General features: G+C 41.7%; 24 protein-coding genes and 1 tRNA gene. 21 read left to right on the top strand and 4 right to left on the bottom strand.

All coding sequences use genetic code 11. The features are described from left to right. Positions 1-7 precede the first annotated feature (7 nt). The 8 genes from MHB53_RS07255 (at position 8) to MHB53_RS07220 (ending at position 8,587) form a co-directional block, all read left to right on the top strand. A complete protein-coding gene (locus MHB53_RS07255; protein ID WP_340916651.1) occupies positions 8-451 on the top strand; it encodes a hypothetical protein in 444 nt (147 codons plus the stop codon). A gap of 26 nt (positions 452-477) precedes the next feature. Further along, positions 478-945, top strand: a complete 468-nt coding sequence (locus tag MHB53_RS07250) for a phage major tail protein, TP901-1 family (RefSeq protein WP_340916648.1) — start codon at positions 478-480, stop codon at positions 943-945. A gap of 64 nt (positions 946-1,009) precedes the next feature. Continuing rightward, the gene (locus tag MHB53_RS07245) at positions 1,010-1,375 is read left to right on the top strand and encodes a tail assembly chaperone (RefSeq protein ID WP_340916645.1); all 366 of its coding nucleotides are present in this window, start codon (positions 1,010-1,012) and stop codon (positions 1,373-1,375) included. A gap of 104 nt (positions 1,376-1,479) precedes the next feature. Beyond that, positions 1,480-1,719 (top strand): hypothetical protein, encoded by a 240-nt coding sequence (locus tag MHB53_RS07240; RefSeq protein WP_340916642.1) that lies wholly within the window; start codon positions 1,480-1,482, stop codon positions 1,717-1,719. Next, positions 1,712-2,419, top strand: a complete 708-nt coding sequence (locus MHB53_RS07235; protein WP_340916639.1) for a phage tail tape measure protein — start codon at positions 1,712-1,714, stop codon at positions 2,417-2,419. The genes MHB53_RS07240 and MHB53_RS07235 overlap by 8 nt, the downstream gene beginning before the upstream one ends. A gap of 226 nt (positions 2,420-2,645) precedes the next feature. After that, a complete protein-coding gene (locus tag MHB53_RS07230; RefSeq protein WP_340916638.1) occupies positions 2,646-5,411 on the top strand; it encodes a phage tail tape measure protein in 2,766 nt (921 codons plus the stop codon). After that, positions 5,408-6,241 (top strand): distal tail protein Dit, encoded by an 834-nt coding sequence (locus tag MHB53_RS07225; protein ID WP_340916637.1) that lies wholly within the window; start codon positions 5,408-5,410, stop codon positions 6,239-6,241. Before MHB53_RS07230 ends, MHB53_RS07225 begins: the two co-directional genes overlap by 4 nt. A gap of 15 nt (positions 6,242-6,256) precedes the next feature. Beyond that, the gene (locus MHB53_RS07220) at positions 6,257-8,587 is read left to right on the top strand and encodes an alanine-zipper protein (protein ID WP_340916634.1); all 2,331 of its coding nucleotides are present in this window, start codon (positions 6,257-6,259) and stop codon (positions 8,585-8,587) included. Between the two features lie 15 nt (positions 8,588-8,602). Here MHB53_RS07220 and MHB53_RS07215 read toward each other — a convergent pair whose 3' ends face one another. Beyond that, positions 8,603-9,688: an acyltransferase family protein gene (locus MHB53_RS07215; RefSeq protein WP_340916632.1), complete on the bottom strand. Its 1,086-nt coding sequence runs from the start codon at positions 9,686-9,688 to the stop codon at positions 8,603-8,605. 298 nt (positions 9,689-9,986) lie between these two features. Here MHB53_RS07215 and MHB53_RS07210 point away from each other — a divergent pair, with 298 nt between their 5' ends. The 8 genes from MHB53_RS07210 (at position 9,987) to MHB53_RS07175 (ending at position 16,486) form a co-directional block, all read left to right on the top strand. Further along, positions 9,987-12,056, top strand: a complete 2,070-nt coding sequence (locus MHB53_RS07210; RefSeq protein WP_340924546.1) for a phage tail spike protein — start codon at positions 9,987-9,989, stop codon at positions 12,054-12,056. Continuing rightward, a complete protein-coding gene (locus MHB53_RS07205) occupies positions 12,053-12,226 on the top strand; it encodes a hypothetical protein (protein WP_340916630.1) in 174 nt (57 codons plus the stop codon). Before MHB53_RS07210 ends, MHB53_RS07205 begins: the two co-directional genes overlap by 4 nt. 57 nt (positions 12,227-12,283) lie before the next feature. Further along, positions 12,284-12,574 carry a hypothetical protein gene (locus MHB53_RS07200; RefSeq protein WP_340916628.1) on the top strand — a complete coding sequence of 97 codons (291 nt, stop codon included), beginning with the start codon at positions 12,284-12,286 and terminating at the stop codon, positions 12,572-12,574. A 47-nt stretch (positions 12,575-12,621) separates the two neighbouring features. Next, positions 12,622-14,229, top strand: a complete 1,608-nt coding sequence (locus MHB53_RS07195; RefSeq protein ID WP_340916626.1) for a chitobiase/beta-hexosaminidase C-terminal domain-containing protein — start codon at positions 12,622-12,624, stop codon at positions 14,227-14,229. Next, entirely contained in the window at positions 14,230-14,964 is a 735-nt protein-coding gene (locus tag MHB53_RS07190) for an SGNH/GDSL hydrolase family protein (RefSeq protein WP_340916624.1), read from the top strand. A gap of 101 nt (positions 14,965-15,065) precedes the next feature. After that, positions 15,066-15,377, top strand: coding sequence for a hypothetical protein (locus MHB53_RS07185; RefSeq protein ID WP_340916622.1), 312 nt, complete (start codon positions 15,066-15,068; stop codon positions 15,375-15,377). 13 nt (positions 15,378-15,390) lie between these two features. Then, positions 15,391-15,630: a phage holin gene (locus MHB53_RS07180; protein WP_340916620.1), complete on the top strand. Its 240-nt coding sequence runs from the start codon at positions 15,391-15,393 to the stop codon at positions 15,628-15,630. Position 15,631: 1 nt separating this feature from the next. Further along, the gene (locus MHB53_RS07175; RefSeq protein WP_340916618.1) at positions 15,632-16,486 is read left to right on the top strand and encodes a peptidoglycan DD-metalloendopeptidase family protein; all 855 of its coding nucleotides are present in this window, start codon (positions 15,632-15,634) and stop codon (positions 16,484-16,486) included. A 50-nt stretch (positions 16,487-16,536) separates the two neighbouring features. On the opposite strand, the gene MHB53_RS07170 is transcribed toward MHB53_RS07175, so the two are convergent. Next, a complete protein-coding gene (locus MHB53_RS07170; protein WP_340916617.1) occupies positions 16,537-16,767 on the bottom strand; it encodes a helix-turn-helix domain-containing protein in 231 nt (76 codons plus the stop codon). A 231-nt stretch (positions 16,768-16,998) separates the two neighbouring features. On the opposite strand from MHB53_RS07170, the gene MHB53_RS07165 reads away from it, so the two are divergent. Genes MHB53_RS07165 through MHB53_RS07155 form a run of 3 tightly spaced genes read left to right on the top strand, consistent with a single transcriptional unit; the run spans position 16,999 to position 19,213 of the window. Beyond that, on the top strand, positions 16,999-18,276 hold the full coding sequence (locus MHB53_RS07165) for an FtsK/SpoIIIE domain-containing protein (RefSeq protein WP_340916615.1): 1,278 nt from the start codon (positions 16,999-17,001) through the stop codon (positions 18,274-18,276). Continuing rightward, a complete protein-coding gene (locus tag MHB53_RS07160) occupies positions 18,200-18,793 on the top strand; it encodes a replication-relaxation family protein (protein WP_340916613.1) in 594 nt (197 codons plus the stop codon). The genes MHB53_RS07165 and MHB53_RS07160 overlap by 77 nt, the downstream gene beginning before the upstream one ends. A 15-nt stretch (positions 18,794-18,808) precedes the next feature. Further along, the gene (locus MHB53_RS07155; RefSeq protein WP_340916610.1) at positions 18,809-19,213 is read left to right on the top strand and encodes a hypothetical protein; all 405 of its coding nucleotides are present in this window, start codon (positions 18,809-18,811) and stop codon (positions 19,211-19,213) included. Between the two features lie 44 nt (positions 19,214-19,257). On the opposite strand, the gene MHB53_RS07150 is transcribed toward MHB53_RS07155, so the two are convergent. Further along, a complete protein-coding gene (locus MHB53_RS07150) occupies positions 19,258-20,307 on the bottom strand; it encodes a tyrosine-type recombinase/integrase (protein ID WP_340916608.1) in 1,050 nt (349 codons plus the stop codon). 142 nt (positions 20,308-20,449) lie between these two features. After that, a tRNA-Val gene (locus MHB53_RS07145) sits at positions 20,450-20,522 on the bottom strand. A gap of 834 nt (positions 20,523-21,356) precedes the next feature. On the opposite strand from MHB53_RS07145, the gene MHB53_RS07140 reads away from it, so the two are divergent. Continuing rightward, positions 21,357-22,811 (top strand): hypothetical protein, encoded by a 1,455-nt coding sequence (locus MHB53_RS07140; protein WP_340916607.1) that lies wholly within the window; start codon positions 21,357-21,359, stop codon positions 22,809-22,811. A gap of 427 nt (positions 22,812-23,238) precedes the next feature. Further along, positions 23,239-26,601: a pectate lyase gene (gene pelA / locus MHB53_RS07135; protein ID WP_340916606.1), complete on the top strand. Its 3,363-nt coding sequence runs from the start codon at positions 23,239-23,241 to the stop codon at positions 26,599-26,601. Positions 26,602-26,928 lie beyond the last annotated feature (327 nt).

Here is a 26,928-nt window from a genome sequence, read left to right as displayed (position 1 = left end):
GCGGGTTATGAACGTGCACCAACACGGCTTACAGCATTCGATTATTACGCACTTACGGGCATTGACCGGCTTAACAGTCATCTGGCAATACGGAGGCGTTAAGTTACCGGCAAGCACGCCGTTTATCACGGTCGAGCAAATGCAGAATAACAACGCAATCCTCACGAAACAACGTGAAGCCGTTCAGTCAATTTACCGGTTTCAAATCGGCTATTTTGCATCGAGTGCAAACGATCGTGCGCGCAGGCAAGACGTAATTAAACGATCACTGATCTTCGACACAATCGAATACCTAGATACGGATAGGTCGCCGGCACAAGCTGACGGCTTTTTTCGATGTGAATTAACAGCGGAGGAACCTTTTAACGCGGAAGGTATCGAGGACATATCGCAATATCATCGCGTTTACTTCGACGTGGAAATCGACACGGTGATGCGTGCTAAAAGATAAATACGAAAATACAGGGGGAAAAATAAATGGCTATTGAATATCGCGGGGAAGAGATACTTTTTGCGGTGGAAATTACGGATGAAGTAGGAGAAAAACTAATCCGTCCATTTAACCAAACAGGCGGAAGTACGTCTTTAAGTGCGGACGAAATCGAACTTGATACGAAAGATAAAACGGGCAGTGATTACGGAAAAATTACTCAATCGGTATCCTTAGAGGGCATTATTACGGAAGGCGACGAATTTATCGATCATATTAAAGCGGCAATTCGCGGAAAGCAATTCGTCAAGATTTACGAAATTAACACGCGTACCAAAGCAGCAGAATCCGGTTTTTACATGATATCAACGTTTGATCGCGAGTACAGCAACGGAGACTTTGCTACGTACACGCTTGATGGAACTCTAAATGGCGGTATAACGGAAGAAATTCTAACAGTAGTACCAGATGGCGCTCCGTTAGAAGGGTCGCAATCAGAACCAGAAATACCTTAAAACACGACGGGCTTCGGCTCGTCTTTTTACTATCGAAAATTAACGCGAAGGGGCGTAATAATAAATGGCGACTTTTGAAATTAAAGGAAAAGAACACGAACTTAAACTTAATTATGCGGGCATTAAATACTTAAATAAAAAAGTAGACGGTGGTGCTTTGGCAGTCGTAGGACAGGCGATGCAGGGCGATGAGGATTTAATTCCACATATCATTTCCGCAGCACTCCGCCACACAGGCGAAGAATACAAACTTAAAGACATAGAATCGGCGATCGAACAAGCGGTCGAAGAAGAACGACTTGACCTATTAGGGCTTTTACGTCTATCAAACGAAGTGGTGACGGATAATTTTTTCTACAAAGCCGCGGTAACGAAGATGATGGCGGACACTCCGGAAGCGAAGGCGGCGCTGGACAACTTATTGAAATAATCGAAGGTTTATGCGAAGTAGAACAAGCTATTTTCGACGGTTGGCGTTATTTAGGACTTAGTGCAGAAAAGGTATTATCGTTAACCCCGCGCGAGTTTACGATAATGATGCGCGCCCAAACAGAACGCAAACATGACGAATATGAACGCATGACTCACGAAGCATTTATGATGCGTCAGGCTTATCACGCTAAACGATTAAAGCCGAGCGACTTGTTTAAGCGACCAATTGACGAAGGCGTTGCGAAATCTAAGTCGGTTGATTTACAGGAAAAGGCAGAGAACGCTACGGAATGGTTGGCGCAATTTGCGAACTTTAGCGGAAAGGAGGAACTAAATGACTAACGACATACTCGTTAAAGTTGGCGCAGATATAACGAATTTCTCAAAAAATATGGCGGACGCAAATAAAAGTCTAACGAATTTCGGCAAGGCGAACAAAGAAACGTTTGATGCGTTCAAAGGCGTAGGCGCTGCGGTAACTGCGGGTGGAGCTGCGATTGCGGTAGGTCTTGGTGCAGCGGTTAAAACCGCAGTCGACTTCGAATCAGCTTTCGCGGGTGTACGTAAAACTGTAGATGCTTCGCCAGCCGAATTTGCGGAGTTAGAGCAGGGTATTCGCGCAATGGCTAAAGAACTTCCGGCAAGTGCCGCAGAAATCGCGGGAGTCGCAGAGGCTGCCGGTCAATTAGGCATCAAACGCGAGGACATTCTAAAGTTTTCAAGGGTCATGGTTGACCTTGGAGAATCTACGAATATGAACGCAGAAGAGGCGGCTATGAGTTTAGCGCGGCTCGCTAATATTACGCAGATGCCAATGGACCAAATAGACCGACTAGGCTCGACAGTCGTTGACTTAGGTAATAACTTGGCGACAACGGAGGGTGAAATCGTGGCTATGGGACTGCGTATTGCCGGAGCTGGACATCAAATCGGCTTAACGGAAGCGCAAATAATGGCGATCGCAGGGTCTTTGTCTTCCGTTGGGATAGAAGCTGAAGCGGGTAAACATAACTGCCCAGTTGTTTGGAAACAAGCAGCTTAAAATAACGGGTAAAATCGGTGAAAGCTGTCAAATGCCAATACCGAGGTAACCAAAGGAATTAAAAAGTCTTTGGCACCGTAGAGCATAGGGGATGATCCTGCAATGCAGACTATAATTCCCCCACGAGTATCCGTTACCCTAGCAAGTAAAGTTGAGGGTAAAAATGTATGCCGACCTTATAGGAAACTATAAGAAGTAGAGGTTAAAAAGCCTTTACGATAACAGTGTGGGTTCAGCCATATCCCGCGTCATGATTAACATGGCTCAATCGGTTGAAATGGGCGGAGATGACTTAAAGAATTTCGCGAAAGTAGCCGGAATGTCTTCGAAAGATTTCCAAAAAGCGTTTAAAGACGATGCTGCGGATGCGCTCGTAACATTCATCGAGGGTTTAAATAAATTAGACGGACAAGGCGAGAGTACTTTCGGAATGTTAGACAAGTTAGGTCTTTCTGAAATACGTGTTAGGGATGCGTTATTGAGGGCAAGCGGAGCAGGCGATCTGTTCCGAGATTCTCTTAAATTAGGTAACAAAGCATGGGACGAAAACATAGCACTTACAAATGAAGCGGAAGAACGTTACAAAACGACAGCCTCTCAATTCGGGATGCTTAAAAACACGGTAATCGATGCGGCAATGTCATTAGGGCAGGCGCTATTGCCTGCGGTACGATCTGTCACTGAGATTCTAAAGGGTTTAATCGAACAATTTAACGGATTAAGCGAAGGAACTAAGCGATTTATAGCAATAAGCGCTGCAATAGTATCGGGACTTATGCTTATCGCCGGTCCTATTCTTTTACTTATCGGATTTATACCGCAAATTATCGCGGGTTTTGGCGCCGTCAAAATAGTCTTCGCGGCTTTGACCGGTCCCATCGGCTTAATTATCGCAGGAATCGGTTTACTCGTAGCTGCCTTCATATGGGCGTATAACAACGTCGAATGGTTTCGTGACGGCGTGCAGGCGGTGTGGGCGCAGATTAAAGAAGCGTTTAACGTAGCGCTTGCGTTCATTAGCGGCATCGTGAAAAAAGTAATGAAAGAAGTTACCTCGTTTTTCGGCGGACAACTCGCGAAAATAAAGGCGTTTTGGGCGGAGAACGGCGAGCAAATTATGACGATAGTTAAAACGATTATGAAAAATATACAAGCTGTCATACAGGCGGTCATGGGCGTTATTAAGGGCGTATTCCAAGTCGTATGGCCGATTATTTCTAGTATAACGAAGGTAGCGTGGAATCTTATTAAACTCGCGGTATCTACCGGCATCAATTTGGTACTCGGTATAATCCGCACGGTCATGGCGCTGTTGAGCGGAGATTGGGAAGGCGCATGGTCTGCTATTAAAGAAACAGCGGAAAAAATATGGGCTAACATCGAAGGTTTTTTCGAAAGTGTCGACCTCGTACAGATCGGTAAGGATATTATTAACGGTCTAATTAAAGGTATCGGCTCAATGGGGTCGGCAGTAAAAACGGCGGCAGTAAACATTGCGTCTAATATAAAAGATTCGATAACGTCCTTTCTCGGTATTAAGTCACCATCCCGGGTCATGCGCGATCAAGTCGGCGTCCATATTTCCGGAGGTGTCGCGAAGGGTATCACGAAAAATGCGAAGTCAGTGACGGCCGCAACGAAAGCACTCGCGCAGAAAACGGAGAAGCAATTTAAGGACTCGTTCAACAGCGCAAACTATCGCTTTAAGATGGGCGAAATCAGCACGTCGGGGCACATTAAATCGCTCGAAAAGGTACGCGCTGCCTATGCGAAAACGCCTGCGCAGTTCCAGAAGGTTAACCTCGAAATCAAACGTATACAGGACGCAGCATCGAAAGTATCGACAGCACAGGCGGCGGCAACGGTTAAGTCGCAACAAAGCGCGGTCACTAAGGTAAACAATACGGTACTTTCTGCAAGCAAAACGTATGCGTCGAAGTTTAGCGCGATAAATAAAAAGCTTACGTCCGATTTAAAGAAAACGAACGGCGAATATACGAAGGCCCTCGCAGATCGTCAAAAGCAAATATACGCTCAAATCGGCTTGTTCGAAAAAGTCGAATCGAAGGCGGTTAGCAAAAACGATCTAATCAGCAACTTGAAGTCGCAAATAACGGCTGTACGTCAATTTAACGGTTCAATCGCGAAACTAAGCGGAGTTGCACCGAAAGCCTTTGTCGACGAATTACGCGAAATGGGTGTTGGTGCATCGGCGGAAATTGGCGCAATATCTTCGATGGCAAAACCGGAACTCGACCAGTATATCAAGCTGTGGAAAGAAAAACATAAGCTCGCGAAAACCGAAGCGGAAACACAACTTAGCGGTCTTCGAGATTCCACAGCGAAGAAGATGGCGGAACTTCGACAAGCGGCGACTAACGAACTTTCGTTGTTACGTAACGAATACATTCGTAAATTGCAGACGCTTAGTGCGGACGTTGCGAAATTAGGCTCGCTTAGAAATAGCGGTAAGGCGCTCGGTAAAAATACGGTCGCCGGCATCATCGAAGGTATGAAAAGCATGAAAGGCGCACTTAGCAACGCAGCGAAGCAACTTGCGTCCACGATTACGGCTACGACTAAGAAAACGTTGAAGATTAAATCGCCTTCACGCGTCATGGTCGAACTCGCTAAACACGTACCGGGCGGCGCAATTAAAGGCATGGACTCAATGCGTTACAAAGTTGAGGCGGCATCGCAACGATTAGCTGACGCAATGACTCCGGACGTTCCGCAAGTATCGATGGCATACGACACGCCTAGCGGTTCTTACGATTCACTTTCCGGCGCACTAAACGGATCGGTCGACGTAAACGCAAGTAACGATATGCTCGCGGGCGCAATCGCAAGCCTAGAACGCAAGCTAACGGACTTACGCGTCGAAATGGACGGCAGAGAAGTCGGTCATATCGTAGCGCCAACGGTTAGCGAAGCTATAAACGGTCAGTCAACGCAGGCAACACGGGGAAGGGGGCAACGGAGAATACGATGACTATTTTTACGGAAGGCGCAGTCGAATCGCGCGTATGGATCGACGACACGCTATTGCAGAAGGACTTTAACGTCGCGGTACTTCTTAATTCGGAGGAACCGGCGTTGCCCTCTATGCGGAACATGGGCGTAACGGTGCCCGGCAGACACGGCGCTTATGACTTCGGGGCTTACTTTGAGCCGAGGGAATTTGCGCTTAACTGCGTATTCAAACGGCAGCCTTACGACGACCTAAAACGACAGATACGCGCCCTTAATCGTCTTTTTGTCGACCAATATGGACGCCCTAAGACGGTGCAATTACGTTTCGGCGACGAGGTAGATAAGTATTATAACGCACGCATAACGGAAGGAATCTCGATTGACCGCGTTGCCGAGCGTGGCTTTTTTACGTTAGGGCTTACGGCGTTTGATCCTTACGCTTATTCAACGGTAACGGCAGACGAAATATTGTGGGGCAGCGAGGTTATTACGTTTGAGTTTAATTATCTACTAGGAACGGAAGCTTTCGGTGGTATTAAAGTTACAGCGCCACGAGCGCTTAACGTTAATTTACACGGCGATGCTTTACGTCCGATTTTCGTAATCGACGGAAGTGCGAAGGCGTTAACGATTAGCGCGAATGGAAAGTCGTTTAGTTTGCCGGCGTTTACAAATACACGGTGGGAAATCGACGGTGCTGATTTTACGGTTAAGCGGAATGGAACGCTCGACTTAGCGGCAATGACGGGCGACTTTATCGAGCTAATTAACGGAGATAACAACGTAGTAGTTGGTGGTGGCGGGTTAAACTTCGATCTAACGGTGAAATACCGCGACAAATACATTTAAGGCGGGTGTCAACATATGGCGGATTTAATACAGAAAACGGACTCGTTGAACGATGGGCGGGTGAAACTTAACGAGGCGATACAAGACGCAGATACGGCGAAGGTAACTGCGGGGAATGCGGTTAGTACGGCAGGGCAGGCGAAACAGATTGCGCAGACTGCCGAGAATAAAGCCGATAGTGTTCAAACGCAATTTGACCAAGTAATCATCGAAGGAGATTCGAGCGTTGAGGCAGCGGCGGCAAGAGTGGACGAAATAGGCGCGGCGCATCCGACTTTGAAGGCGCGTGTGGACGATGGGTTTACGAAAGTTACGACGCAGTTGGCGGATATAACGCACAATCAAAAAACGTGTCAACAATTAGGACTTATTGCAAACACAGATATCGAAGCTGTTAGTAATTTCGCCAAATTATGCGGAGCTATAAACGCAGGTTATAAAATATTGGTTGATGATAAATATCACATCACAGGAAATGCTTTACCCGAAATTATACATGAAGACCTATTCATAGAGGGTATTAGCGGCAATGCCGGATTTATGTTTCTAAACACATCGACATTGTTTGAATTTAAAGGAAGCAACCTCAAATTTGCAAACTTAGATTTTATGCACATCGGGTTTGGGCAGACGCATTTAATAGTCATTAAAAATGATACTAAAATTAATAGGTTTATTGCTGAAGATTGTGGGTATGAAGGAAATATTAGCCTTGTTGCTTGGAGTTTTACTGATGGGGTTTATATTAACCCAAACTCCAATGATTATGGCATCTCTTTTTTTTCTTTTTCAAAAAATAAGTGTTCTAATATCAAGAACACATCGCCTAAACACTTCATTTTGTTAAGTAATGTACCGTTAAAGTATGGGTGTGTCTTAGATAATGATATCAATAATTTTTCTAATGTATTTTATTATCAATCTTTGTTTAATGACAATCCCTATTTGAGTGAAATATCGACTCGCATGGAATATTTAAAAGTTGACCGAAATACAGTAATAAACGACCGAGATTGGCACTTTGATATCGACGAAGGATACCATGCGTTTGTGCTTTTTGAAGGGGCTAAGTGTGATTACGAGAACAATACAGTCGAGGGACTGCACACGGTAGGGAAAGACATAGCGGTATATGATGCCTATCTATCATGTAAAGAATTAAATTACCTAAATAATCGATGGAAGAATAATGTGTGCTTTTATGAAAACAAAAGCAATGCCGTCTTAATGAAGTCGAAAATGCATAATTTAAAAACATATAAGGGAACCTCTCGAATTTACAAAGGTAATATCTATGAGATCGAGAAATCTTTCGCCGATTTTTTTGGTCGTCCTTATAGTGAATTAGGTGCTGACTTGTACGATTTTCAGATGGAAATTGAAAATGTAATCGTAGATAATAATACCGTGAATATTTATGCGATAGGAATGAAAGAGTATCAAAGAAATAGAAGTATAAACTTTTCAAACAACTCAATTCGCGCAGAGACATTTTACGGAAGTGTATTTACGCTACTTTCTGTTTATCCGGAAGGTTTTGGGAGCGGGGAAGATTTAACAGATAAAGAGAAATTTTTATTTAATAATAATACAATTATTGTGGAAAAAGAACAAAACACATTAACTAGAATAACACTAGTTCAAATAAGAAGTACAAAAGAAAATAATAAAATATTGTCAGATATAATTATGAACGGAAACTACATTGCACTGCCCCGCATAACAACATTGATTAACTCAACATTAGCAAGTAGTAATACAATATTAAACAAAGTTGAATTAAGTAATAATGAGATTGTATTGCAAAGAATTACCGGCACATTTAATATCGCTTATGGACTCAATATCAGAAATTTAATTTTGAAATCTAACATAGATATAGCAGAAATACCACAGAACTCTATCGCACTTTCACCGAGGGGAGGGTTTCAGGTGGTTAATATTAAAATGGAAATCAATTCAAGGCTCATGGGGTCTGAACGGACTTTCGTTTTATCTGACCCGGACTACCCTACAGAACTACTAACAAAAAAAATTAGAAGTCGTGTTTATATTAAATGCTTCCATTCAGCGGGTGAAGAAAATTTCTATTTTGATTTCTTCCATTTTAATGGGGGCGGGGGAGTTAATTCAGTGACTTTCACCAAAAGCGACAATACATCTATTACGAGATTGCTGGATGGCACTACAGGCTCAGAAGACGTTAAAATTATCGGCAATAAGACTAATTTATCTATCACTTTTAGAAACTGGTCGAATTTAAGGTCCTTTGAAATTGTCGGCTCTACTCCAATAGCTGAGAAGTGTGTTATCGAAACAAGAATTGTACAGTCGATAATAAATTAGCTGGTAAATATAATTCTATCCAGCTAATTTTCTCTCATTCTTAAAATCTTTTTTCAATTGTTGATTCTGACCAACAAGGTACTTTCCGAAACTCCCTAAATTAAGTAAATAAGATATCAATATAGAGGAAAAAAAACTAAACAGAAAAGCCAACACCACGTGAAGAATGGGGTTAAAATAATTAAGATTAAATGCCTCAAAAACAGCCAAAAAAACTTTATGAAGTAAGTAAATACTAAATGAATAATTACTAATCGTAATTATGAAATTAGGAGTACGCTTTATAAATGTTGACAATGAAAATACTAACAAGATAACACTTGCAGTATATATCAAAATATCTATTCTTTTTGATGAAACGGTGTGAATTAAATCAAAATACTTATTTGTTATCACTAGTATTAGTAAGCACGTTGTCGAAAATGCAAGGGATATCGCAACTTTTTTCGAATGTAATTTCTTCTTTACCTTATTAAAATATTTACCAATATAGAAACCCATTACAAAATAAAAAATCCAAGCGACAAATAATAGCCAATGGCCTCTTCTCCAAATATAAGAGGCTATTTCATTTTCAGGAGCATTTACAAAGTGAAAAAAAGACAAGTAAAGAATATTTAATAAAAGAGTTGAACTGATCACCGTTAAAGGTTTCCATTTATTTAGCTTTTTATAGAAAACTATATGTAGAAAATAAAACTGAAAAATAATTAATATGAAATAAACCGTTGATTCAGCTAAGAGAATATTCCTAATTATTGTCATCATAATCGATTGTGGGTTAAGAGAATCAGCATTAACAAACCCATACACAACGCTCATAAAAAGATAAGGAACAAGGAGGTATTTTGCCCTCTTCTTTATGAAATTAGGCGGTAGACCATTAGAATATTTCTTAGCTAATAAAAATTCAGATATAAAAATAAAAACTGGTGTAGCGAAATATGTCGCCATTAGGATTAGGTACACTATTTTTTTACCAAAACTATCTACATCTTCGTATAATATGGTATTAGTAGTAATTAAAGAATGACCTAAAACTACTGAAATGCAAGCCACGACCCTTAACCAGATAACTTCATTAATTATTTTTTTGTTCACTTGCTCATTCACCCTTTCGTAGTGTTACTATTATAGTACATTAATTAATAGAAGTAATCGAATATAATTTAAAGTAATTCGGAGGGTTTATATGAGGAAGATAAAACACTGGGTTGATTGCAGGCTATTTAAAAAACACAGATATGATTATTATACAAATAAGTGTATAGTTTGTGGTAGGTTTAGACAGTAGCGGCTTTGGAACAAACTGCGTCGTAACTAATATCGTATATAACGTGAAAAGGCGTCCCTATCCGGACGTCTTTTCGACATTTCTAAAAGAAGGAGGTAATCGCATATCATCCGCATATTAAATCAATCGCGCCAACCGGTCGCAATCCTCGAAAACGCGTTCGGCATCGGCTATTCGCGCAAACTCAACGAACTTTGGACGGCGAGCTTTTCGCTGCCACTCGACGATACCAAGAACGCGCACTGCAAGCCGTTAAACTACGTTGAAATCACGGACGACAACACGGGCGAGTATATCGGCTTATTCCGGATTATTCCAACAAAGACGCGGAAGCTCACAACGTTAAACGAAGTTAACTACGAATTAGAACACGTATTAGCGACGTTGCTTAACGACGTATTATTCCGGTATCATCAACGCTCGAACTTAACCACGCGGGAGAATATCGAATACGTTCTTGCGCGACAAACGACGAAGCATTGGCGATTAGGCTCTTGCGACATTACGCGTTATTTTCACTACAAGTGGGAAAACGAAAACGGCTTGCTCGGTCCGTTGTTTTCTATCGCACAGCCTTTCGATGTTCCTTACGTATGGACTTTCGATACGCAGTCGTATCCTTGGACGATTAATCTCACAACACCGAGTACCACGCCATCAGCGGAAATACGATTCGGCAAGAACCTCGCGGAAATCGAGCGCGAAGTCGATCCGTCAAATATCGTTAATCGGCTGTATGCGTTAGGTTACGGCGAGGGCGTCAATCAGTTAACTATCGAAAAAGTAAACGGTGGGCGCGCATATATCGAAAACACTGCGTCGATAGCGGAATACGGACTTGGTCAATACGTATGGGTCGATAGGCGTTTCGAAGATGCCCCGACTTTACTTGCGTCTGCTAAAGCGTTTCTCGAAGAATGGTCGGTGCCTCGCGTAAGTTATAGCGTCAAAGCCGTAGACCTTTCGTCGCTGACCGGCTTATCTATCGACAAGTTTACGGTCGGCAAAGTCGTGCGTATTGTAGACCCGGAAATCGGCACGTTTACAGCGCGCATTGTTAACGAAGCGAAAGCGGACATATACGGAGCGCCGGGCGACATTGACCTCGAAATAGCGAATACGAAGGCTAACATCGGTACATCGCTCGCAGACGTTGAGAGGCGACAGGAAATCAACGAAGTATACGCGCAGGGCGCTACGAATATGTTGATTTACTCTTACGAGGACAACGCCGATGCACAAAACGCGGCTATCATACGTTTTAAATTACCCGACGAAATGGTCCGCATCAATAAGCTAGAACTAACGTATGAGACTGCGGAGTTCCGAACGTATTCGCGGGCTATTGGAGGCGGAGGCGCTATCGTAAGTTCTACGTCGGCGGGCGGTGCGGTCGTTAAAAGTACGTCAGCCGGCGGTGCGGTCGTTAAGTCAACGTCAAGTGGCGGAGGTTCAACGGCTACGTCAAGTAGCGGTGGCGGTACGACGGCGACGAGTACAAACGGGGGCGGCGTGGCGAAATCGACGGCGAGTGGCGGGGCAACAACGCAATCATCCGCAGCAGGCGGAGACCACAGGCATGTAATGTTCCAAACGACGGGCACCGTTCCTTCTTCGGGCGGAGAACCCGTTCTCGCGAATACGGCGGGTGCGGTATTTTTTGCATTGGACGGAAATACACCGACTATGACGAGTTTTAGTACTCACGGTTCGAGCGGAAATCATTCGCACAGTGTGACAGTGCCTTCGCATACTCACGATTTCGACGTGCCTAGTCATTCTCACAACGTATCTATCCCAAACCATACACACAATGTCGTGATACCGGCGCATACACACAGTATCGATATTCCGTCTCACCAACACGATATAGATATACCGGCGCATCAGCACGAAATTACACTGCCGAATCATACGCACGAAATCGAGCACGGAATATTTAAGTTAAATCGCACACCATCGCGCGTAACGATTAAAGTAGACGGCGTTACCGTGCCTATCACGGCTACTTACGGCGATTCAATCGATTTGATACCGTACTTGCCGTTAGATTCAGAAAATCGCGTAACGCGCGGCTGGCACACGGTGGAAATTACGCCCAACGATCTCGGACGTATTAATGCCGAAGTTATGACGCAATTCTTTATGCAATCACGGGGAGGTGTAGACGCTTGATAAATCTCGAAGTATTAACGCACGATGGCGAATTATTTAACGTAGAGGTGGCGGAGTATGACGCAATGGAAGTTAACGAAAAGCTAAATGACAGCGAAGTAAACACCGTAGTTATAGGCGATTTCATATTCGGACGTTTCGATATTAAACGAATTGTAACGAAAGCTTGACGAAACAATAACGATTGTGTATTATAGAGATAACAAAACAATCGGGAGGCGTCGTCAATGAGAAGAATATTCGTAATATTAGCGTTGTTAGCGGTATTAATCGGTGGTTGTGGCGTAAATAAAGAAGAGGATTTCGTAAAGGAATCGCAAGCTTTATACGTACAGATGTTTAAAGACGGCGACCAAACGACGAAGGTTAACGAAATGTACGAGGATTACACGGAGACTTACGGCAGCTTTTCAGACGACGAACTTTACGAAGTTTTAAGCGGAATGTACAACGGATTAACTACCGGAGAAGCTACGAAATATCAAATACAAGCGATGCATATACTTGACGCCTATTAATTACGGCGTCTTTTTTGCGTCCATTGAATATTTTTATGAGGTGAAAAATGCGGAATATATTAGCGGTTGAGGTGGATTTAAAAGGACTTAGACGCGTGCCGGTCTATACCGTAACACAAAACGATTCGGTCCGTTTAATTGTCTCGGTCCTTGACGAAGGCATACCTTTTAAATTAGACGAAGTATCGACGAACACTCTTGTATGCACGCGTACCGATAAAGAAACGATAGTCACGGCGGGGACGCAGACGGGTTTAAACGAAATTACATTCGATCTTGGTACTTCGGAGATCGCGGTTCTCGGCAAAGTAGACGCGGTAATTCAGTTATATACGGCGGACGAGCGCGTTTCAACGATTAAATTTGCGTTCATCGTCATTAAAGACCCTTCCGGAGATGGTTTCGTTCCTTCCGATCGGGAGCAGTCGATAATCGAAGTCGTGCTTGGTAGCGGACCCTTGGTGATAAAACAGGCACAGGAAGCTTCCACTTATATTGAGGAAAAGAAACCGTTAATCGATAAACTTACGGACGAGCAGACGGGATTACAGGCGCAGTTAGACGAAAGTAAGTCCGAAATAGACAATGCAAAAGGCGCGTTTCCGACGCTTATAGATAAGTTGAATGACATGGTAACGGAAGGTGGAGGTGCTCCATCTAATGTGATTCTTTTCGAAGATTGGGTGGGTGGTGAGTCGGTTAATATTGATAATGAGGATACACCTCCGGCGGATACGACTCCTCCGATGATAGAGATTACGTCAGCAAGGACATTTACGGATACACAAATCGTTACAATGACGACGGATGAAACTGCTGATATATGGTATACAAAAGACAGCACTGATCCTAAAACATCGGCAACAAGGGCTAAATACACATTTGCTATTACATTAACTGAAACAACTACTATAAAAGTATACGCAGTAGATATCGCGGGGAACGCGAGTGTTGTTCAGACGGTAACTTATACCAAGCAAGCTATTACATCGTTAGATCCCTTTATGGCATTTGATGCTATTGATGGAACATTAGGCTCTAGTGCATGGAATTCAAGTGTAGGTGGTTATAAAGCATCACTCATAAACTTTAGCCATGATATAAATAGTGGGTGGAATAACGGATATTTATTATTTGACTCAATCAATGACACTGTCTCAATTCCGGCAACCTCAGACTTGACCGTATTTAACCAAGGAGCAACCATAGAACTTTTATTTAGGGCGAAAAGTGAAACCGGTACAGGGAATATTATACTTCTCGATGCGGGAAGCGCGTCTTCTACTACTAGGGTAACGACACTTCCAGGTAATAAAATGCAATTAAATTTCGGATATATTAATACTGCAGATTTTGCAACATACGTAAGAGCGGATAACATTCCTTTTGCATTGGGAGAATTAACTCATGTCGTTATGACTTCCGAAGTTATAAACGCCAGATCATGTATAAAAGTCTATGTAAATGGCGTATTAGTATCCACGGTTAACGCTACATCTGATTTTAAGAGTTGGACACCAATAGCGCCATCAGTAAAGTTGTTTAGTTATATTCAACGCACTGCTCCAACAGAGTTAAAACTTTTAAAAATGTATAAAACAGCCATGCGTCAACAACAAGTTACACAAATTTATGACGGTTTGGGGGTGCGGTAAATGTTAGGCAATTTAAAAAAAATAAAAGATAGCTTAGGGAATTACATTTTTCCTGTAACAGTTTCTAAAGCGGTATATGTAGATGAAACCAAAACACTTGAAACGAAACTTTTAGAATTAAATAAATTGTATGGTTTGAAACTAGGTATTATTGGCGATAGTATTTCAGTTGTTGGATATAAAGGTAATGGAATGGAGTATCCGAAACAGATTGCAGATCGAAATAATATGTCACTTAACAATCTTGCAGTATCAGGATCGATGATAACAAAATCCACCGTATCAGGGCATACGTCGGATCACATGTGCGAGAGGATTTTAAAATTAGATGATGATTGTGATGTTGTAATTGTTGCTGGAGGTGTTAACGATTTAAGAAACGGGCTACCTTTAGGCACAATGGACAGCACAGATAATACTACTTTTTATGGGGCGTTAGACATACTTTGTAAAAACATGATAACTAAATTTCCAAATAAGCCAAAAGTAATCATTACCCCCATCAAGTATCGCGCAAACAACGAAGGACTAAAACCTTATGTCAGTGCTATAAAAGAGGTAGCCATTAAGTATGCTATCCCTGTGCTAGATAGTTTCTCGACTTGTGATTTACAACCAGATATTAACTTTATTAATACAAATTACTTTTATCAAGGTGACGGGTTGCATCCGAACGGAGCGGGGCATGTAATACGAGCGCGAGAGATAGAAAACTTCTTGCTGAATTTAGTCTAATGAACTAAATAAAAAACGGGACTGCGCGAACAGTCCCTAGCCGTCAGCGCGAGGAGCGCCGGCGGTTATTTCAATTCTAGCAATAATACGAGGAGGTAACTATGGGACCAAAGGAGGAATTTGCGGACATGGACGTTTGGCAAAACCGTATTCAACAGGACATCAGCGAATTAAAGAACAACCAGACGCAGATAAGAAGCGAACAACTAACGCAACGTGACGCAATACGCGATCTACAATTCAGCGACAAAATGCAGGATCAGGAGATTAAGACGTTAAAAGAGTCGCTAACCGAAATTAAGGACGATACCAACTGGATTCGACGCAAGATTACCGGAGCTATCATTACCGCAGGCATCACAGCGGTAGTCGGCGGCATCATTGCGTTTGTAATTACGAAAATATTCTACTAAGGGGGATTTACGGATGAACACAGCAGTATTAATTCGAACAATCGTACTAGCAGTCGCACTCCTTAATCAAACGCTTGTACTCGCAGGATATTCGCCATTACCTTGGGGTGACGCGGAAGTTGAGTCGGTTATGACCGGAGTGTTTACGTTTGGAGCGGCATTATGGACGTGGTGGAAGAATAACAGCGTAACGAAAGAAGCGCAGAAAGCTGACGAATATTTACGCGATTTGAAAACGAAGGGAGACGAATAATTTGCCGTTTACAGGATATCGAGTTACATCGCCGTTTGGTTGGCGCAAAAGCCCGTTCGGAGGCGCGCAAGAGTTTCACACGGGAATTGACGTAGTAAAGACGCACAAGGCGCCAATCAATGCATTTACCGAAGGTTCTGTACTTTACGCAGGCTTCGGCAATGCAGGCACGGGATTAGGCGGTTATGGTAACGTAGTCGTCGTCAAAGACAAAAACGGGCGGGCGCAAGTATACGCTCACCTCGACAGTGTTGCCGTTAAGTCAGGAGCGCGTATTTCGAAAGGGCAAGTCGTAGGTTACCAAGGTACGACGGGACAATCGACTGGCTCGCATTTACACTTCGAAGTACGTAAGACATGTGCGCCGAGCTACGGATGGGAAGCCAATCGCGCGGGTAACTGTCTCGACCCGACTGTGTATTTAAAGGCGTACAGTCCGCCATCAGTGAGCAAGCCGGTAACTGGCGGAGGAAGCATTGTCGATTATCTTAACGCAAAGGGTATTTCCTCAACGTTCACTAATCGCGCTAAACTAGCAGCACAGCACGGCATTAAAAACTACAGCGGAACGGCATCGCAGAATATCACGTTATTGGCGAAGGTAAAAGGCGGCGCAACGTCCGTACAACCTAAAGGAATGGTTCATTTACCGGCATCTGCAAAGACGTGGCGTACGTACAAGTTGTCCGTTCAGCCAGTCACGAAGAACTCCGACTGGTCGCTGACGCCTAGCGCATTCGGCGGCTTAACTTACGAAATAATCGGCAAGCCTTACGCGGATGTGGTTACGATTAATACTTCGCGAGGCAAGCGGAACATTTACGTTGGCAAAGGTACCGGCGCTATTATTAAATAATGTACGAATTAACCCCGATGGCTCACGTAGCTGTCGGGGATTTTTTGCGTTTACATGCCGAAATAATCATCCGGCACACTCTCGCCGATCTTCGTTAACGCCTTCTTTATACGTGAGACAGTCGAATACTTCGGCGAATAGTCAGCGTCATTACATAAACGTGATATAGTCCTGCGACTCAACCCCGATAATTCTTCTAGCTCTATCTGCGTTAAATCCTTCCGATCCATCCATCGCCCAAACTTCGTACGGTCCTTACCTAACCCAAAAAACGAAAACATAGCGGTCAACTCCTGCGTTTTTAGTACAAGTATCGACACGCGCCAAGTTTTTTATACGTGCAAAAAAGTAACATACTGGACAAGCAGCGTTACATACCATTAACTATGCCAATTAAAATACCACGCTGGAATTGCGGCTGGAATAGTCGGAATCGCTACGTAGCAACGTTTACAAGCAGTCGGCAGTATTCCAGTTGCGCGGGACTATACTATGTATAAGGAGGTGGCGCCATGTTGTTCGAAGTAGTTTCGTCTGCACTCGTCGGTAGCTTTATCGGATACACTTACTTCGCTCAAAACGGTCTGACGGACGACGGTAAAAAGATCGCTCGTATATGCGCCAACAGCGGACTATCCGTTAAAGACGATTCAATGCAGTTATTACGACGTAGCAAGCGCACGTGGGGCGTCGAGTACGCTTATCGCATTCCGTTAGGCTTATCGTTTAAGGACTTCGAGCGAGCTAAGGACGCTATACAGGACGGTTTAAACGCCAAGCAAGCGATCGACTTCGGTATCTTGCGGGAATTACGCTTTGGTCCGACGTTAATCAACGATATAAAACGCCTGCTTAAACGTAAGAAAGGCGCACGGAAGGAAGTCGAACTGTCCTATGACGGTGTATTATGCGTCAAAGTTTACGCCGAGCAAATGACGGCACGATACGATTACACGGCGGCTCTCTTCGATAAGTTAAACGGTTGGGAAATTCCCGTCGGTACTACGCGCACTAAGTTAATACGGCATGATTTCGATAAGCACTGCCATTTGATCGTCGCAGGCATGACGGATTACGGCAAGTCCGTGTTTCTCAAAAACATTATAACTACGCTAGTCGCTCGCAAAACGAAGCATACGCGGCTTTATCTCGTCGACTTAAAAGGCGGCCTTGCGTTCAATCGTTTTCGCGGTCTGGAACAGGTCGACGGATTGGCGAAGAATCCCGAAGAGGCACTCGAAATACTAACGGAAGCTCAGACGAAGATGAACGCAACTATCGAATATCTATTGCAAAACGGCTTTGAAGACGTAAAGGAAGCCGGCTTTAAAGAGCGTCATTTCGTTATTATTGACGAAGCTGCGGACATAAGCGGCGACAAAGCGTGTCAGGCGGTCATACGCGATATTGCAAGACGTGGCAGGGGCGCAGGCTTCCGACTGGTTTACGCAACGCAATACCCAACGAATGAAACGCTAAGTCCGCAAGTCCGTCAGAATTGTAGTGCGCGATTAACCTTTCGACTGAATACGGTTGCCGCAAGCATGGCGGTCATTGACGAAAAGGGAGCGGAGGACTTACCGTTAATCAAAGGACGCGCGATCTACGTTACCGACCGTAAGACAACGGTACAGACGCCAATGATCGAAAATAAGTTTATAGAAGAAACGCTTAATTTGAAAGTAAATATACGCGGAAAAGGGGACGGTAATAATGCGTTTAGCGACCGTAGAGAAACAGCAGCGCCACGAAGAAATACTCTTATCGTTGAAGAAGTTGGGATTTCTTAGCAGGACGCAAATACAGCGCCTACACAGGCTCGGAGGCGTTCGGAATACTAACCGTATACTAAACGATTTAAAGCCGTATATGCACGTGCTAAGGACGCAGGAGCACGTCTATTACCTCAACGCGGAAGGCAGGCGAAGAGTTGGCGCAGTCAAGGCGTTAAAAAAGACGTATCAAGTCGAGCATCATCTTATGCGTAACGAGCTTTATTTAGCGGCGGATTGTCCGGCTAGTTGGCGAAGTGAAGTAAAACTAACGGTAAAAGGCGAGCTATCGATTGTCGCCGACGCATTATTTACGGTGGGAGGACGCTACAATATTATTGAAATAGATCATACGCAGAAGATGGCGGTGAATCGCGAGAAGATAACGAAGTATAAACGGCTATGCGAGCTAGGCGTATTTAAAAAGCAGCCGCAATTTACGTGGCTTACTACGACGGAATATAGACGGAAAGAATTGACGTTGTTATGCGAAGGTTTGACGGCGCGTATCTATACGGTTAGCGACTTTAAATAACGGGAGGTTATCGAAATGTTCATGCGGAACAAAGTTAAAACAGTCGGCACAATTAGCGAGTTCATGGCGGGCAAACACCGTGAGCGTAAAGATTATAAACCGTTGCTGAGAGCGGGCGTTACCGTAGGCGCAACGGTCCTTTGCTTAACGTTTGGCGACGTATCTTTTGCGTTTGCTAATGCGATAGATGGCGCGGTGGCGTCGAAGGTGGTTAACGCGTTTAATCCGTTGGTCGACTTAGTAAAGGCGCTATCTTATCCGATTGGACTCGTAATGATGCTAGGCGGCGGATTATTCGTAATGGTAGGGAATGCTGACCGTGGATTTGCGATGATTCAAAAAGCGGGACTTGGCTACGTGTTAATACAGATGCTTCCTATATTAATGGATTTACTCGTGGATATTGCGAAGTCTCTTTAAACAAAAAGCCCTACGCATTTATCCGCGCGGGGCTTTTACGTTTATTAGCGTTTAATTTTACGTTTCTTGTTTAAATTACCTAAAACTTGATTCATACCGGAATATTGCGCATGTTGTTTTGCTAGGGCTGTGCCGGAAAGGTGTGTGTAACGAACTACCATACGTAAGTCAGCGTGCCCTAACAGCTTCTGCAAATGACGGATATCTCCTCCGTTTTCTAAAAACATTGTCGCTGATGTGTGACGGAATAAATGCGGATGTACGTTTTTAGTTATTTTCGCTTGTTCCGCAAAAGTATTCAGACGTTTACGAAAGTGGTCACGAGAGATTCTTTCTCCGTAATTCGTTAAAAATACGTACTCACTATCGAAATCGGCTTCGTTATCTCGAATTAAATCCCCGATTAACCTCGCAGTAGATCGAGTTAACGGAAGGATTCTAAATTTACGATTTTTAGCGATTGACGCCGGTATCGTTACTAACTGCGAAGACAAATCGAAATCGCTTATTTTTAGATTTATAGCCTCGCTAATTCTCGTCATACAGTCTAACAGAAAGTTCATTAAGACGAAATCCCTAAAATCCGCATAGCTGCGTTTATTGGGAACGGCTAAAAGATTCTTCAATTCCTCCGAATCTAGTACGCATATATCTTCTTCTAACTCCGTAACATTCTTTACTCCGTGCATCGGATTTAACTTAATGTGTTCTTCTTCCTCCAAACACTTAAATATGACCCTCAGCGTTTTTAACCGAGTATTTATCGTACTTGGCGCAAGCCCCGTAGTCTTTGCGTCGTCATTCTTAAAGCGATGTTCCTCGAATTTAACAAGTGTGTCGCGCATATAGACGATATACTCTCGAATAGTATCTTTCGTTATTGCGTTAATTTCCTTGGGTATATCGTATTTACGTAGATACTCGATAAAATAACCGTAGTTTTCTTCGTACTGTCCTAACGTACTTTGCGCACGACCCTCCGCCTTCTTTATTTCGATGAACCGTTCGTATAGTTCGTCCAGCTTCACGGAGGTTTTCCGCACATTTACCCGCGCTGTCTTAACTCGTTTACCCTTACGTTTGTCCGTCAACATTATCATCCCTTCGAATATGTCAACGACAACGACCGCCACCTTGTACGTAATAGAACCGCCACCCTGCGCTAAGTCTCCGCCTATGTCAACGGAAATAAAAAAGGTGCCAAAACGCTTAGTAACAACGTTTTGACACCCGGTATGATTCCGAAGGGGCTCGAACCCATGACCTCCACCCTGTCAAGGTGGCGCTCTCCCAGCTGAGCTACGGAATCATGCTATGTATTTTTTCGTGCTAGACAATTAATAATATATAATAAAAATCAAAATTTGTCAACTACCGACTTTACATGTCATTTTCGCTCTAGCGATTTTTGTCGCCTGTCATTGCTGCGCCAATCGTGATAACTTCGCGATTGTATAGTCGTAAATGTTTAAAAATAATGAAACATTCTCTCCGAAAATCTGCATCCGCTTCGTATAACATCTCAATTTGACTCTAAATAGAATTCTTTTACATCCTTCAAATGAACTTTCACAATTTGGTCTGTAACTATTGAATTTCTTGAACAACTATTGCTACAGTAAACCAGTAGAGATTTAAAAATCAACTATCTCATAGAGTTTAGGTAGCAAAAAGCGCATTGATTCTTTAATCATATGGATAATATTCAGCAAGTCCTATTTGTTTTGAAAAAATGGCCCTTGAACTTAGGAAATTCAATCGCAAATAACAATGTCTTCTCACTGGCTTCAATCAGTTCTAGAGACTGATTTGTTAGCGGCAGCGCTTATGGAGAGCATGAAATGAGAAGCCAGTTGGCAGGAACGCCTCTTATATACGCTATATCATTGGGTCTTTTATTATAAGAACATCATAATGATTATCACGCCATTGCAAAATCCGAAGACTGTTTATCTAGCATAAGTTTGTTTTGAAAATCCCTTCTACATATATAAGTTTTGTATCGAGTTTAATCATTATGTTTAATTTTACCTGTTTGGGGGAAATAAAATGTTAATTGTATCAAGGAATAATTTTTCGGGATGGTCGGAAATTCGTCGCCCATAAAGTTCAACTAATACGTGATTTTCAAGGGTGGATACTAATGCGAAAACCTATTTTGATTAATAATCTAGATATCTATCGATCGCATATGTCCTTCATTCTACCGTTAGGGTATGACAATAGAAAAAAGATTGAACTGGTAGAAATGCTAAAGAAAAATGGTTATAGTTTTTTTCAAATTGATGGCACTTCACGGGAAATGGATATTTACGGTGAAGAAATTGCTGTCGATGGAAAAGAACTAGAACAATACTTTCTTCCGTATGTTGAAAATAAACTATTTCCAGCCTCATTAAAAGAAAATGGATTCCACAGATTTACAAAGCCTATCATGAAGCACTTTAATTTAAAACTTAGAGATAAGAGCATGTTCTTCCAAATCCAAAGCGTGGATATTATTTTAGGCCCATTCGGTATTGCCTTTATGACCATTAGGGTTCAATTGGAAGGTCAGGAAAATGAACTATCAAATGTTATAGATTTCATGCATCATTTCAGAGTGGTCGAATCGAAATTAAAGGAGGAACAAGGAGCGATTATCGTCTGCCCTGAAAGTGAAAGTCACTTAACTGTTAATGATCTTTTATTTGAACATCTATGCCCATTTCTAAAAAGGTTTATATTGCATGACGATAAATTGAATGGATATTTTGGCTCACTTCCTTACTTTGAAGACGAGAGGATGTATGCATCTGCATTTCTTTTTAGCAGGGAAGGGTCACAATTCACTGAGGATCAATTGTATCGTATGGGGACTCTAGATGGGATTTCACCAGATGGAGAAAAATTTATTTCAACGAACAATCCTGATTATATTCGGCGTTACTTGCATAGGACTTTACATGATCGTTGGGCACCCAATACCTATACCGTAGTAACAGAACATGCCTTTATAACGGCTACAAATGGCTCCCAAGGAGATATGTCAAGGGAACTTAGCCAATTCATGGGGACTCATTATTATAACTTTCTTCTTCACTATTTTTACAAAATGATGTTATTGCGATTTGCTTATGAATATAGTGAAATCGATTGGGAAAAAGATGATGAATATGTAAAATCACTTATCAAGTTCATTACTCTTTTTTCATCTTGGTATTTTTTCCAGGAAGTGAGTACTCGGTCTGAAGGTAAAGAACTAACGAAGATGTTCAGGGAGTCATTCAATATCGACAACCTATTCAAAGATGTGAACAATACACTGCACGAACTATATAAAAGTCAGGAAAATGACGCATCAGATAGAATGAACATGCTCCTCTTCTTTCTAACTGTTTTCACAGTGGTATCTGGAATTTATGGTATGAACCTTGTCGTTGAAGACTGGGAATCCCCTTTTACTTGGAATAAAATTTTTACATATACATTCCTAGAATGGGTGTCTTTGATTACTGCGGTGGGCGGAATTGGACTCTCCGCTTATCTGATTGTAACGACTTTCGGCAAAATAGTAATGAGTAAATTGCGCAAAATTAAAACTAAATCGCCTATGTAATTAGGATGAAGTTTCATTAAGCGACATTGCTTCTGAAGGTGGAAATATTGAATTGGCAAGGTAGTAAGCTCTAATTAGAGTAAAAAAATCCTCATAAAGATAGTAACTTATCGGAGGGAACTCTTTTAATATGATTGCCGTCCCAATTAACAGAAAATGAAAAAAAGAATTAGTATTTGAATCTATAAATCATTCAATGTATATGTAAGGCTCATATCAAGGACCTCTCTATTATGGGGAGGTTTTTTGGTTTAATTATATATAAAGACATGACCCAAAGGACATAATCTTTTACAAGATTGTAATCATCAAAGGGTAGGAGGTTCTTTTGAGTAAGGCTTTTGACCCTAATATAAAAAAATGATTATTGTTAAATATTTTGCGGTTGATAAGATCGGTATGATCGAAACTTTAGGAGGAGATTGATTTGATCTATTCGAAAATAAGATCGATAGATGGTTTATTGTTTATACTTGTGTTTTTACTAGCTTTTTCACTTGGATTCAGCAAGTCTATTTATGTAAGTGCTTTCAATGATGCCGTGGTGAATGCTGAGACTAACGCAATTGATGCTTATGATTCTATATTTGAAGCGGAAGATACAGAAATTCAAGGTGCCATTATTGATAACAAACATTTAGGATTTACAGGTACTGGCTTCGTTGACTATGTACCAAATGCACCAGGAGGAACAATTACATGGATCATTGATGATGTTCTTGCCAAAGGTGAATATTCACTCGTTTTTAGATATGCGAATGGCGGTGCTGAGAATCGACCAGCTGCTATTAATGTTAATGGGGAAACCATTAATCCACAATTAGATTTTAATACAACGATTGAATGGAATAATTGGCAAACTGTTTCCATAAAAGCGCAGCTCCAAAAAGGAAAAAATAATATTATTGCAACTGGTGTTGGTTCAAGTGGTGGGGCTAATATTGATCATCTCCGTATTCATAATAACGACGATGATATAGAGCCTGGTGAACCTGAGCCAGTAGAAATTACTGAAGTCGACATTGAAGATCTAACAGACGGGGTTTTATTAAAAAGATTGAAAACAACAGGACTATTAGCTGATCATACGAATTTAGATGAAAATCGAAACATGACCCGTATTGAATTTTTTGCCAAAATAAATGATGCAATGGGATTTCACCACGAAGAAAAGTATAAAAACCTAGATCCAAATTCTCAGGTCTGGGAAGTGTCAAAAGAAGAATGGTTTAGTTATGTTCTCGAAACGGCATTAAAAGAAGGTTATATCGATGCAGATAAGCAAGGAAATATTTATCCAGATAGCATTATTACTCGCCGTGAAGCCGCATTTATTATTGCCAATGTATTAAATCTTGCCCCGAATTTACCTAAACAAAGTGAAGGGAAAATTGGTCATGTGCAGAAAGCCGGTTACATGAATAAAGGGAAATTTGGGAAGAAAGAATCTTTGACTGCAAAGGAGGCTAACCAAATTGCTGAAAAAATAGCTAAAAAAATGAAAGATCAAAACAATCATGTGCATATTGCTGCTACTGAAGCAGTTTCGGATCATATCGTAGCAGTCATTTTAAATGGCTCTTTTGATCAATTTGACATACATGCAATTACATTAAAGAAAGCGCAAGAAAAGTTTTCTTCATTAAATAATAAGCTGACAGATATGTATCCAGTTAGAGCTGCCATTGGAGAAAATAGATTTGACCAGACTGTTATTTTTTATGAGGTTCGAGAAGCATTAGTGGAAGGAAAGGTAAGTGCAAAGGATGAACAACATTTCTCAGGCAATATCGATGATTTAGTGAAGCAAGCTGATATTTTGTTAACATGGCAAATGGAACATGGCGGATGGACGAAAAGTATGGATGAAGAATATAAACGTCCATGGGATGGAAAAGAAGCTCGCTCTAAACAGCTTGGAGAAAAAGGGGAGGAAACAGGCACGATTGATAATAATGCCACAATCAAAGAAATTCGTATCGTCGCTCAGGCGTACCGTGAAACTGGAGAGGCAAAATATAAAGAAAGTATTCAGCGGGGGATTGACTTTTTATTAACGATGCAATATCAAGCAGGAGGCTGGCCGCAAGTATATCCAGCACGAACAACATCGACTGAAAGCTCTATATATTATACAAACTATGTAACTTTTAATGATAACGCAATGGTTAGGGTGCTCGAATTTTTTGATGATATTTTGAATGAACATTATCCATTTGATCAAGAATTCCTTAATAAAAAGGAACGGACGGATCTGATAACATCTCAGAAAAAAGGCCTTGATTATATTTTAAAGTCACAAAATAAAGTGGACGATAGCCTTCAAGTATGGAGTGCTCAGCATGATCCAGTTACATATGAAGCAAGAGAAGGTCGTTCATATGAGCATGCGTCCAATTCAGGGAGTGAATCAATCGGCATTATCAAATTTCTAATGTCGCGTCCAAATCAAACACCAGAAATCAAAAAGGCTGTTTTAGGTGCTTTAGAGTGGTTTGATAAGGTGAAATTGGAAGGAATTCGTTATGTTAGTGGAGATAAGAATGGTGTTTATTTTGTTGAAGATCCGGATTCAGACACATGGTACAGATTTTATGAAATAGGGACAAATTTACCCATCTTTTCAAGTAGGGATGGCATTATCAAAAGAACCATTCATGAAATTGAGCAAGAACGTCGTGATGGATATCAGTGGGGTGGGAGCTATGCAACCCAGCTGCTTATAGTGGCAAAAGAGACAGGATTTTATGAGAATCATGTTTTCGCTGAAGTAGTTCATAATGAAGTTAATGACAAATATGGTAGGTCACTAGTAAAGGGAGAGTCAAAAAGAGTGGAAGATAGTACAAAAGCATTGGAAAAAATACCTACTAAACTAGTTGTTAATCAAAACGGTAATGGTGATTATAAAACGATTCAAGCAGCAGTAGAAGCTATACCAGTAAATAATAAAGAACATGCTGAAATATTCATAAACGATGGAATATATAAGGAAGTAATAACGATACCTGCAGACAAACCATTTATTCATTTGACTGGGGAAAGTAAGGAGGGAACAGTATTAACCTATGATAATTATGCTAAAAAAGAAAGGCCTTCCGGAGGCACATATGGAACAAGTGGAAGTGCAAGTGTATTTTTATATGCAAATGATATCTCTGTTAAGAATTTGACACTGGAAAATTCTTTTGATGAGTCGACAGTAGAAGGGGGATCACAGGCCCTTGCGGCATATATTCGTGGTGAACGGATGGCATTCGACAATGTGCGTTTCCTTGGAAACCAAGATACCCTACTAGCGCATTCAGGTACTCAATATTATCATGACAGTTATATAGAAGGTGATGTTGATTTCATTTTCGGAGGAGCAAGAGCAGTATTTGATCATTGTGAAATCGTTTCTTTAGATCGTGGTTCATCTTTAAATAACGGCTATATTACAGCCGCAAGTACAAATATTGAACAGGATTATGGGTTTTTGTTCATTAATAGCAAGTTTACAAGTAATGCGAAAGCTGGAACAGTCTGGTTGGGAAGACCATGGCACCCAGGGGGAGACGCAAGCGCTATCGGTAGTGTCATTATTATGAACAGTGAACTCGGGGAGCATATCCAGGAAACCGGCTGGACAGATATGTCAGGATTTAGTGCAAATGATGCTAGATTTTTTGAATACAAGAATACGGGACCTGGTGTAGTACTCAATGATTCAAGACGACAACTAACCGAGTCAGATGCAGCACAGGCAACAATTGTTCATGTACTTGATGGTTGGAATCCAAATAAATAATTACTAAAGATAATTTTTTAGCGGCAAATAGAAATCAATTTTAAGGGGATAACGATCTGTTAAAGAAAATAGTTGTCGCATTATTAGCTATAATAATGCTGTTTTTACTCTATTGATCATTATATTCATTTGCAGAAGATCAACAATCTTCTGTAGGGAAATCTGACGTAAATGATTTGCAGTAGATGCAGCAAAAAATACAAGTCATATAATACAAATGTATTTTCAAATATTTTTCTAGAAAATAAGTAGGATAAAGATAAATAACCTTATATCATTTATCGATTCCCAAATGATGTTAAGAAATGGGAAAAGCCATGCTCGCGG

The sequence above is a fragment of the Bacillus sp. FSL K6-3431 genome (assembly GCF_038002605.1).
In the GTDB taxonomy this organism is placed as follows: Bacteria; Bacillota; Bacilli; order Bacillales; family Bacillaceae_C; genus Lederbergia.
Note: the sequence above shows the minus strand (reverse complement) of the source record. Positions and strands in the feature narration are given on the sequence as shown.

Coding starts and splice junctions, on each gene's coding strand:
- MHB53_RS07170 (WP_340916617.1), bottom strand. CDS start 16,767: ATGTTTTCGTTTTTTGGGTTAGGTAAGGACCGTACGAAGTTTGGGCGA.
- MHB53_RS07195 (WP_340916626.1), top strand. CDS start 12,622: ATGCGGAATATATTAGCGGTTGAGGTGGATTTAAAAGGACTTAGACGC.
- MHB53_RS07180 (WP_340916620.1), top strand. CDS start 15,391: ATGAACACAGCAGTATTAATTCGAACAATCGTACTAGCAGTCGCACTC.
- MHB53_RS07255 (WP_340916651.1), top strand. CDS start 8: ATGAACGTGCACCAACACGGCTTACAGCATTCGATTATTACGCACTTA.
- MHB53_RS07155 (WP_340916610.1), top strand. CDS start 18,809: ATGTTCATGCGGAACAAAGTTAAAACAGTCGGCACAATTAGCGAGTTC.
- MHB53_RS07240 (WP_340916642.1), top strand. CDS start 1,480: ATGATGCGCGCCCAAACAGAACGCAAACATGACGAATATGAACGCATG.
- MHB53_RS07140 (WP_340916607.1), top strand. CDS start 21,357: ATGCGAAAACCTATTTTGATTAATAATCTAGATATCTATCGATCGCAT.
- MHB53_RS07160 (WP_340916613.1), top strand. CDS start 18,200: ATGCGTTTAGCGACCGTAGAGAAACAGCAGCGCCACGAAGAAATACTC.
- MHB53_RS07150 (WP_340916608.1), bottom strand. CDS start 20,307: ATGTTGACGGACAAACGTAAGGGTAAACGAGTTAAGACAGCGCGGGTA.
- MHB53_RS07245 (WP_340916645.1), top strand. CDS start 1,010: ATGGCGACTTTTGAAATTAAAGGAAAAGAACACGAACTTAAACTTAAT.
- MHB53_RS07225 (WP_340916637.1), top strand. CDS start 5,408: ATGACTATTTTTACGGAAGGCGCAGTCGAATCGCGCGTATGGATCGAC.
- MHB53_RS07250 (WP_340916648.1), top strand. CDS start 478: ATGGCTATTGAATATCGCGGGGAAGAGATACTTTTTGCGGTGGAAATT.
- MHB53_RS07235 (WP_340916639.1), top strand. CDS start 1,712: ATGACTAACGACATACTCGTTAAAGTTGGCGCAGATATAACGAATTTC.
- MHB53_RS07200 (WP_340916628.1), top strand. CDS start 12,284: ATGAGAAGAATATTCGTAATATTAGCGTTGTTAGCGGTATTAATCGGT.
- MHB53_RS07165 (WP_340916615.1), top strand. CDS start 16,999: ATGTTGTTCGAAGTAGTTTCGTCTGCACTCGTCGGTAGCTTTATCGGA.
- MHB53_RS07220 (WP_340916634.1), top strand. CDS start 6,257: ATGGCGGATTTAATACAGAAAACGGACTCGTTGAACGATGGGCGGGTG.
- MHB53_RS07185 (WP_340916622.1), top strand. CDS start 15,066: ATGGGACCAAAGGAGGAATTTGCGGACATGGACGTTTGGCAAAACCGT.
- MHB53_RS07190 (WP_340916624.1), top strand. CDS start 14,230: ATGTTAGGCAATTTAAAAAAAATAAAAGATAGCTTAGGGAATTACATT.